Origin of the sequence: uncultured Xanthomarina sp. (assembly GCF_963971605.1) — a bacterium.
Taxonomy (GTDB): Bacteria; Bacteroidota; Bacteroidia; order Flavobacteriales; family Flavobacteriaceae; genus Xanthomarina; species Xanthomarina gelatinilytica.
Map to the genome: position 1 here is coordinate 1 of NZ_CAXATZ010000058.1, position 10,222 is coordinate 10,222.

General features: G+C 36.3%; 7 protein-coding genes and 1 pseudogene. 3 read left to right on the forward strand and 5 right to left on the reverse strand.

Translation table 11 applies throughout. The features are described 5' to 3' along the window. From AACY93_RS13350 to uvrA, 5 genes and pseudogenes are all read right to left on the reverse strand, one after another. A pseudogene (locus tag AACY93_RS13350) lies at positions 1-365 on the reverse strand (metalloprotease); the annotation flags it as partial. Position 366: 1 nt separating this feature from the next. Next, positions 367-1,629 carry a T9SS type A sorting domain-containing protein gene (locus AACY93_RS13355; protein ID WP_287006144.1) on the reverse strand — a complete coding sequence of 421 codons (1,263 nt, stop codon included), beginning with the start codon at positions 1,627-1,629 and terminating at the stop codon, positions 367-369. A 27-nt stretch (positions 1,630-1,656) separates the two neighbouring features. Next, a complete protein-coding gene (locus AACY93_RS13360) occupies positions 1,657-2,346 on the reverse strand; it encodes a TIGR00730 family Rossman fold protein (protein ID WP_287006142.1) in 690 nt (229 codons plus the stop codon). A 234-nt stretch (positions 2,347-2,580) separates the two neighbouring features. Continuing rightward, positions 2,581-2,751 carry a lmo0937 family membrane protein gene (locus AACY93_RS13365; RefSeq protein ID WP_007651071.1) on the reverse strand — a complete coding sequence of 57 codons (171 nt, stop codon included), beginning with the start codon at positions 2,749-2,751 and terminating at the stop codon, positions 2,581-2,583. Positions 2,752-2,913: 162 nt separating this feature from the next. After that, a complete protein-coding gene (gene uvrA, locus AACY93_RS13370) occupies positions 2,914-5,748 on the reverse strand; it encodes an excinuclease ABC subunit UvrA (RefSeq protein WP_339612141.1) in 2,835 nt (944 codons plus the stop codon). Positions 5,749-6,196: 448 nt separating this feature from the next. Between uvrA and AACY93_RS13375 the strand changes: the two genes are divergently transcribed. The 3 genes from AACY93_RS13375 (at position 6,197) to AACY93_RS13385 (ending at position 10,161) form a co-directional block, all read left to right on the forward strand. Continuing rightward, positions 6,197-7,354, forward strand: coding sequence for an alpha/beta hydrolase-fold protein (locus AACY93_RS13375; protein ID WP_339612142.1), 1,158 nt, complete (start codon positions 6,197-6,199; stop codon positions 7,352-7,354). Positions 7,355-8,470: 1,116 nt separating this feature from the next. Then, complete coding sequence (locus tag AACY93_RS13380; RefSeq protein ID WP_286854902.1) at positions 8,471-9,529, forward strand: DUF262 domain-containing protein; 1,059 nt, start codon at positions 8,471-8,473, stop codon at positions 9,527-9,529. 5 nt (positions 9,530-9,534) lie between these two features. After that, the gene (locus AACY93_RS13385; RefSeq protein ID WP_286854901.1) at positions 9,535-10,161 is read left to right on the forward strand and encodes a hypothetical protein; all 627 of its coding nucleotides are present in this window, start codon (positions 9,535-9,537) and stop codon (positions 10,159-10,161) included. Positions 10,162-10,222 lie beyond the last annotated feature (61 nt).

Sequence of the window (10,222 nt, forward strand, 5' to 3'; positions counted from 1 at the left end):
ACACCTTTTACCACGTCTATATGCTCTTTTACCCTGTCAAACTCCAATTCTTGATGGTCTTGTTCTATGGATGTGATAACCGAATAGCCTCTGTCTTCATTTTTGGCAAAGTGAAATTCGGTACTGTATTCTTCAGCAAAACGCATGGCCAAAGGTGTTGTTTTGGTAGCATAACTATGGTTCCAGTCGTTTAAATACACAAGGTCCAAGGTGTCCTCTGTGGTGTTGTGATACGTAATGGTTTGTGAGATTTTTATCTGTTTTTTTTCCACCATAAAATCGGCTTTAAGGTCTATTTTATTTTGACCCAAAACCCAAAGAGGTAGTAAAAGAAACAATAAAGGACTTAAAAATCTGACTTTCAATTTATTTTATAAACTTTAACGGTTGTACATTGGTGTTCGACATACGGATGTAATAGATGCCATTTTTTAAACCAGACACGTCTATACTTAAACGATTGGAAGTGCCCAGGGGAATGCTTTTAACAACTTGGCCCAAGGTGTTAAAAATGTAAAGTTTGTTGGTTGAAAGTGATTGGTTATGTATTTGGACCTCCAAGGTAGTGTCCACCATATTGGTGCCCATAATTTGAAAGTTCTCTGTTTGGTATGTAGGTATGCTCAATAAGGTCTCATTGGTTTCCAGTTCCATAACCACAGGAAGGTGGTCGCTAAAGTAATATAGCGCTTCGCGAACTTCCAAAGAAAAACTGGTGCCTGCACAAGTTGTATCAAGTATCTCGTTGTTAAAACAATTGGGGTTGTTGTTATTGCCAAAAGCCTGATAGCTGTTGGGAACATAATACAAATCTTGGTTGGACAGCATGTTGGTAGAGGTTAGGATAAAATCGAACCTATCGTCCAGGCCACCTGTAGAACCTCCCAAACCTGATTGGGTTCTGGTAGATTGCGTAAACACATCCACATAATCCACATTGGTATGCCAACTTCCCATTCTATCAACAGGATCTACAAAAACAATGTTGTTGTTTGGATCTATCAATTCCTGAAATGCAGGCTCAGAAGCTGAATACACATTAAAATCTCCAGCAAGCATCACATAGCTATCAGAAGGAAAGGTGCTTAAATACTGTGTTAAATCTTGAACCATTTGTAATCTTAAGTTTTCGTTGTTACTGCCACTAGAGGCTTTTAGGTGGCAAACAATCGCATTTAAATATACAGGATTACTGTCTTGGTTTACAGAATTTAACTTTAATTTATAATGATTGAAATCGCGATAGAGGGTTTGTACAATATGCTGACTCTCCAAAATGAATTTGGAATTGTCGTAAAATATTAAATTTTGAAGGTCGTTTTGGTTGCCTATCTCATCGTCTGAGGTATTTGAAGTAAACACAGCGCTTCTGTAGTCTTCACTAATTATATCTTGAAGCACTTGTAAAATTGCATTGCCACCATACACATTGTTCAATTCGCAAACCATAAAAATATCTGGTTTGTAGGTGTTCAAGGTTTGTTCCAAATAATCAATACGGTTGGGAACATTGGTCTCTAAAGGAAAATTCAACAAATTGTAAAACATCAGCTTGAAGTTTTCTTGAGAAAACAGGCTGTGTGTTATCATCATGCAAAGCATGGATATGATTTGAATTTTCTTTTTCATGAGGTTTTTTTAGGGATTTTAACCAGGTTAAAAATTAGGGCTCAATCGATACTTCTTATAGAAAGCATCCAAGATGTCAATGACTTCTTCTGGGCTGTCCACCACATGGATCAGGTCTAGATCTTTGGCGCTGATATTGTTAAACCTGGTAAGCAAGGTCTCATGGATCCAGTCTATCAAGCCTCCCCAAAATTCCGTTCCTACAAGAATAATAGGAAATTTCTCAATTTTGTTGGTTTGTATCAAGGTAATGGCTTCAAACAATTCATCCAAGGTACCAAAACCTCCAGGCATAACCACAAAACCTTGCGAGTATTTAACAAACATAACCTTTCTTACAAAGAAATAATCGAAATCCAGACTTTTATCGGAATCAATGTACGGATTATCGTGTTGCTCAAAAGGCAATTCAATGTTCAATCCAACCGATGTTCCACCAGCTATATGGGCGCCTTTGTTTCCAGCTTCCATAATACCTGGACCTCCACCTGTAATCACACCATAACCATGATCTACTATTTTGGCAGCTACCTCTTCGGCCAATTTGTAATACTTATTGTCTGGTTTGGTTCTTGCCGAACCAAAAATGGACACACAAGGTCCAATTCTACTTAATTTTTCATAACCATTTACAAACTCTCCCATGATTTTAAAAATAGCCCAGGAATCGTTTGTTTTTATCTCATTCCAACGTTTGTGATGTTGTTCGTCTCTCATTTATATCTTATTTTCTTTTTTTCTGAATTGTTATAATGGATGTTTTCTTATCGGCTTTTGGCTTCAAAATAATCCAAAGGCAAATTTAAGAGAAATAAGGACATTTTTAGTGCTTTCTTCAAATGATTTATAAAAACAGGATAGAACCTATCACTTTTACATTTAATAAACAAAAAAAGCAAACCTTTTAAGGGTTTGCTTTTTTGTATAAACTAAGGTACTCTTTCTTTTGAATTATTTTAAAGGCCCTCGACCGGATATAATGTTATACAAGATCACAATTACGGCAATCACCAGTAAAATATGGATTAAATTACCAGTTCCAATACCTGGAACTACGCCTAAAAATCCTAATAGCCAGATAACAATACATATTACGGCTACCAGCCAAAGTAAACTTCTCATAATATAGGGATTTATGGTTAAGTTACTAAGTTAGTGAATTTTAATGAATAAAGCGTAATTTTTTAATGGCTTGGGAAAACGATTTCATGTGTCCAGATTACAAGCCAAAGCAACCATAAGCTGGATATGTATATTATAATAAGCTGATATGCGGACTTTGCCCTACAGGTTCAATTCTTTTTTAAGAAACTGTGCAGTATAGCTTTTTTTGTGTTTTATCACCTCCTCGGGAGTGCCTTCCACGATAACTTCGCCACCATTTTTACCACCTTCGTAGCCAATGTCTATAATGTGGTCTACCATTTTAATAACATCCAGATTGTGCTCAATAATCAAAACCGTATTGCCTTTGTTGGCCAATTTGTTCAACACGATCATAAGCACCCTAATGTCTTCAAAATGCAAACCAGTGGTAGGCTCATCCAGGATATAAAAGGTGTTACCAGTGTCTCGTTTGCTAAGTTCGGTTGCCAATTTAATACGTTGGGCTTCGCCTCCAGAAAGTGTGGTGCTTTGCTGTCCTAAGGTAATGTAGCCCAGGCCAACATCCTTAATGGTCTTTAATTTTTTATGGATTTTGGGTATGTGTTCAAAAAAGGGTACGGCCTCATTAATGGTCATGTCCAGCACATCGCTAATGGATTTTCCTTTGTAGCGAATCTCTAAGGTTTCCCTATTAAAGCGTTTGCCTTGGCAGGTTTCGCATTCCACATATACATCTGGAAGGAAATTCATTTCTATAACCCGTAAACCACCACCTTGGCAGGTTTCGCAACGGCCACCTTTTACATTAAAACTAAAACGTCCCGGTTTATAACCACGTATCATGGCTTCAGGAAGTTTGGCAAACAAACTGCGTATTTCACTAAAAACACCTGTATAAGTTGCTGGATTGCTTCGTGGCGTTCTGCCTATGGGCGACTGGTTGATGTCTATAACCTTGTCTATATGCTCCAGTCCGTTAATGCTCTTGTAAGGCATGGGTTTTTTTACGCCATTAAAGTAATGGGCGTTCATAATAGGGTAGAGGGTTTCGTTTATTAAGGTAGATTTCCCACTTCCTGAAACCCCAGTTACCCCAATCATTTTACCTAAAGGGAATTTAACCGAGATGTTTTTAAGGTTATTGCCAGTACAACCTTTAAGCTCTATACATTTGCCTGTGCCTTTTCTTCGGGTTTTGGGCACTTCTATTTCTTTGGTGCCATTTAAATAATCGGCTGTAAGGGTATGGTGGGTTTTTAACTCTTCGGGTGTGCCCACACTTATAATTTCACCTCCATATTTTCCGGCTTTAGGCCCTATGTCTATCACATAATCGGCATGCTCTATCATGTCTTTGTCGTGTTCCACCACAATTACCGAGTTGCCTATGTCCCTCAAGGCTATTAAGGATTTAATAAGTTTTTCGTTATCCCTTTGGTGCAACCCTATGCTAGGTTCATCCAGGATATAAAGCACACCTACCAATTGCGAGCCTATTTGGGTTGCCAATCGAATACGTTGAGCCTCACCACCAGAAAGCGATTTGGAACTTCGGTTTAGGGATAAATAATCCAGACCAACATCCAGTAAAAACTGCAATCGGGTTTTTATTTCCTTTAAAATCTCTTCGGCTATCTTAAATTGTTTTTCTGAAAGGTTTTGTTCCAAATGCTCAAACCAAGCAGCCAAATCCACAATATCCTTTTGGGCCAATTCGGCTATGTTTTGTCCGTTTATTTTAAAATATAAAGACTCCTGCCTTAAGCGTGAGCCCATACATTCGTTGCAAAGCACCTTGTCCATGTACTCTTTGGCCCAGCGTTTTAAGGAGGTGGTTTCGGCATGGGAGTACTGACTTTCAATAAAATTCGCCACGCCCTCAAAATCTATTTTATAATCGCGGGTTACCCCTAAGGTTTTGCTCTCTACCGAGAACTTTTCGTTGCCACCATAGAGGATCATTTGTTTGGCCTCTTCGGGAATGTCTTTATATGGGTCGTTTAAAGAAAAGTTAAAACGTTGTGCTATGGTTTCAAACTGTTTAAAGATCCAAGAGTTTTTTTGTGGGCCATGAGGCGCCAAAGCTCCAGCAGCAATGGAGAGTTTTGGGTCTGGAACAATCTTGTTTTTATTTACCTCATACAAGGAGCCAATACCATTGCATTTTGGGCAAGCCCCTTTAGGCGAATTAAACGAAAAATTGTTGGGTTCCGGATTGGGGTAAGAAATCCCAGAGCTAGGACACATTAAGTTCCTACTAAAATAACGCAGCTCCTGTGTGTCCTGGTCCAAGACCATAAGCACATCCTCGCCATGGTACATGGCTGTATTTATGGTTTCGTTTAGGCGTTTATGGTTATCTACCGTCTGGTCTATTTTTAAACGGTCTATAACAATTTCTATGTCGTGGGTTTTGTACCTGTCCAGTTTCATGCCTTTCACCAGGTCCAGAATTTCGCCATCGGCCCTAACTTTTACAAAGCCTTGTTTGGCAATTTGCTCAAAAAGTTCCCTGTAATGTCCTTTTCGCGATCGTACCACAGGTGCCAGGATGTTTATGCGTTTGCCCTTAAAACTATCAATAATCAGTTCTTTAATCTGCTCATCGGTATAGCTCACCATTTTTTCGCCAGTATGGTAACTATAGGCATCACTGGCACGAGCAAAAAGCAACCTTAAAAAATCGTATATTTCTGTTATGGTTCCCACTGTGGAGCGGGGCGACTTACTGGTGGTTTTTTGTTCAATAGCTATAACAGGAGAGAGGCCGTCTATCTTGTCCACATCAGGACGTTCCAGTCCACCCAAAAACTGTCTGGCATAGGCAGAAAAGGTTTCTATATACCTACGTTGGCCTTCGGCATAAATGGTATCGAAAGCCAAAGACGATTTGCCACTTCCAGACAAGCCGGTAATCACCACCAGTTTTTCCCTAGGAATGGTAACATCTATGTTTTTTAGGTTGTGAACGCGAGCGCCTTGAACCTCAATATGTTCTTCAAATGGACTCATAAAAAATAAAAGCTTCTGTTTTAATTAGAAGGTAAAAGTACCTGCTTGGCAAATAGGTTTGCAAAGGTACAGAATATGCAATGAAAAATAAAGGGAAGTTAAAGGTCAGTTAGACTTTATTAAATTTTGGTATCATTTTTTGTTTCAGCAACAAGTACATTTAAAAAAAACACCAGACACATTTAAGATTAGGATACAAGAACAAAGAACACGACCGACGCTTGTTTCTATTTGTTTCATCCTTAAATAATTCCACAGCTTAAGTTTGATGGTCTAACCTAAATGTTATGGCCTTTAAATCAACAGGATGTTGTTTTTTTACTACATTAGTGGCATGAACATGCTATTTGGATTTATCTAGACATTTTGTTAAGCAAGCTCTGGAATTACAAAACCTCTAAGCGTCTTATTTTTTTAGTTTTTTTTGAAGGAAATAAAACACCCTTATATGAATATGAAACAGACTATGGCTTTCATGGCTTTTCTGCTAAGCATAAGCTTAAGTTATGGGCAGGAATTGGATACTTTAAAACTATATTCCCAAGCTTTTAACCAAGAGCGAACAGTATATGTTCACAAACCAAAATTTTACAAATACAAATCGGATGCTGTTAAGCTGCCAGTTATTTATTTGCTTGACGGACAGCATGAATGGTTTGTGAACCCCTTGCTTTCAGACATACAATATTTACAATACACAAAAGAGATCCCACAAGCCATAGTAGTTGTAATCCCACTAGAGCAAAGAAATACAGAGTGTGGCATCGTTGATTTACACACTAAATTGCCTTTGGATACATTCATTACCAAGGAATTGGACCCTGTATTACAAAAATACCATCCTAATGATTTTAAACTTATTATTGGCCATTCCTTTTCAGCATCATTCGCTTTGTATTCTTATTACAGGCATCCAGAGTATTATGCTGGGGTTATAGCCAATACGCCCTTTGACGAAATGAACCTTCTTGTAAAAGGTTTTATGGAACAGGACCCTTCAGTAAGAAAAGGCATTTCAATAAGTATTGGTGGTATTGCCAATAGTAAAGATTATTATCACCGGAAAAATTACGAACAATTAAAGAGGGATTATCCAGGCTTTTTCAATTCCATCCAAGTCTTTGAAGCCAATTATTCGGCCCATAATGCAGTGCCTATAGTTGCAACCCCCACATTATTAACAGCAGTTTTTGAAAGTTTCAGAAGCAGATATAATCACATCGCAAAGGTAGATGACAGTTATACCCTTACTTCCCAACCCCAAAGTTTGGCTCAAGAGCTGGAGCATTTGCAACAAGCTTCAACTATTGGCCCCTATGCTTATCCGCCTGAAATTGCAGATATCAATGGGATAGCCTCACGTTATTGGAACAATCAACTGGAAGCCTATGCTGTTGAAATTTATAAACTAGGAGTAAGTTATTACCCCAAATATTACGAGTTTTATCTCTCCTTATACGAATTAACATTCCCAACAAACAAAGAGGCATCTAAAGCCTATTTAGAGAAAGCAGAGTCTTTATTGCTTCGTGTAGAGGGCCATTGGGACGGAAAGAACGATTTGTTAGATGCCATTCAGGTTGAAAAATCAAAAAATGGTTGGTAATTACCTATCAATTTCAATCCTGCAATAGAATTATAATAGCGATACATCATTGCTTTCTTGTTATCTTTTGTTTTAAGCAAACCTCTGTTTTTTCCACACAGCGTTTTACTAAATAAGCTAAATAATTATAAAACCATGTGATAGGGATATTTTTTGGTTTTTTATGGTCTTTGTTTACGATTAGTGCCAATAGTAAGATGTTTTAGTTTTGGAATTGTTTATCAAAGGCAACTAACCTAGGGAGTGCCTTATAAAAGAACAGATTTTCTTTTGGTTGTTTTGTGAAAAAAAAATAGCTAGCTGCCATACGGACTATGTACGGACCATCTACGGACTATGTACGGAGTAACTATGGAGTAACTATGGAGTATCTACGGGTGAACCCCTAAGCAGGTCTTTATTTATAAGGGTTTAGAGCGGTTGCAAACAGGCATAACCTGTATTGACCTAATGAAGTGGATTTTGAAAGATTAAGATACTTTTTTTTTCTTAATGTCCAAAAAAAAGTGGCCATTATTTAAGCTGTGTATAGAAAAATGACCTGTACTAAAATAGCTTTATAGGTTATTAGATACATCCTGACCTTGTGATACAATACTACTATTTGAACCTAAATTGATTGTACAGGTTCCATACACTCTCCATACACTCTCCATACATTATCCATACTTGAGCCATACTTGAGCCATATACCAGCCATTGAGGACAAGGCAGTTTAACATGGGATTTTGCATTCGTTATGTACTACATTTGATTTGTTTTTTAAGATGTTTTGTTATTATTGGCTTCTATTTGTTGAAACAGGTGTGGAGCGAAGAAACATTTTTAATGGTTTTTTTTATAAGTTGGTTGGGTTTTACGGAAAGCCGTAAGGATGCCAGCAAAAGTTTGCTTTTCTTTACAAATGCAAACCCGCAAAGAAAAGGGCAGGAGCAATAAAACATACGTAGTGCCACGTATTGCAAAGCTGCTAAAAAATAGCTAGGTTTGAAACATAAAACAAAGGATAAAAGCAATAAAAAAGTGTTGTTATCCGGCAAATGAATCCCTTAAAAGATTATATTTGTTATTATATAACGAGTTGTGGTGCATTAAAAAACAAACATAAAAGAACAAATGAAAAATTTTGATACAAGAACATATAACATATCAGATTTTGTTGAATGGAATGAAAACGGCCTATTGGAATTATCACCAGAATTCCAAAGGAGATATGTTTGGACTGAAAAAGCCAAATCATACTTGATTGATACAATTGTCAGAGGAAAACCGATTCCTAAACTACTTTTAACTCAAAAGCTACAAGGAAAAAAAAACGTAAGAGTTGTTGTCGATGGACAACAAAGATTACGAACAATATTAGGTTTTTACAACGGAGATTTTAAAATTAGTCGTGTACATAACAAAGAATTTGCGGGAAAAACTTTTGAGGACTTACCTGAAAATGTTCAGGATGAGTTTTTACAATATGAACTTGGCGTAGACCTTTTATTTAATATGCCATATGAGGAGATATTAGACATTTTCGCAAGAATAAATTCATATACCGTTAAGCTAAAAACTCAAGAAATATATAATGCGAGATACGTTGGTTATTTTAAACAATCGATTTTTACTTATGGCTTAAAGTATGTCAGATATTACCTTGACGCAGGTGTATTAACAAAGGCTAGTGTTAGTCGAATGGGTGAAGCTGAAATGACAGCTGATTTATTCGTTTCATTAATTGATACAGTAAAAACAAACAAAGGAATAGAAAGTTACTATAAAAAATACGAAGAAGATGAAGGTGATTTAGAGAATGCAAAAAAGAAGTTTGATAAAATAATGACTTTTATAGGCTCTATTTACCCTGCAGAAGAACTAAAAGGAACAAATTGGAAAAGACCACAATTATTCTATACACTTTTTACTACAGTCGGACATAGTCTTTATGGCCTAAATGGTTTAGAAGAAACACCTAGACCAACTATTACGGAAAAAAATATTGGTAAAGTAAGAATAGCATTGGACGAAATCAGTTTAAAATATGATGAGTTCACCGAAGATAAAGATGCTGAAATACCAGCAGATTACAAAGACTTTATAAACTATACAAGACGAGGAACTACAGACACAGCTGCTCGTATAGTTCGTGCAAATTTCACTTGTACAAAATTGAATGCAGCACTTTAAAATTTATGGCTAAAAAAAGAATAAAAATATCAGCTGCTTATAATGATTTCTGTTCTCAAATTAATAGTTTGAAAAATTTTGATTCGACAAATCAAACTAACTTTCAGAATAATGATTTATCAAAAAAACAACTGTATTTTTTAACCGAATCAATATTCTTTAATGCATTTAGAGAATATGAAAACTTAATTCGTGATGTTTTCATACTTTACACGCAAGAGAAAAAAAGAAGTAATGGCACGAAGGTGAAATCATTTTTAAAGCCAAAAGATTTTTTTCACGCAGAAAATTTGATAAAATCTTCTATGCAGTTTCTTGATTGGAATACACCAAATACAATAATTGACAGGTCTGAATTGTATTTAAAAGATGGCTATCCTATTAAATTACCTTACACAGTAAACAGAACAGAATTGCTGCAATACAAAAGATTAAGAAATCACATTGCGCACAATTCAGTAGAATCTCTAAGTGGATTTAAAAAAATATTAAGAAGTTATTATGGAACCAATCCTCTAAAAATACCAAGTGTTGGTGAATATTTGATGTTGACCTCTAAACGAGACGGAACGAAATATCATCTACTTGAATTTTTTGAGTTACTTGAAGATATGGCTAATAGAATTAAATAACGCACCACAACAAAGATCTGAGTTAAAAAACAACTATTTTTAGTTCAATTTTGACACAAAG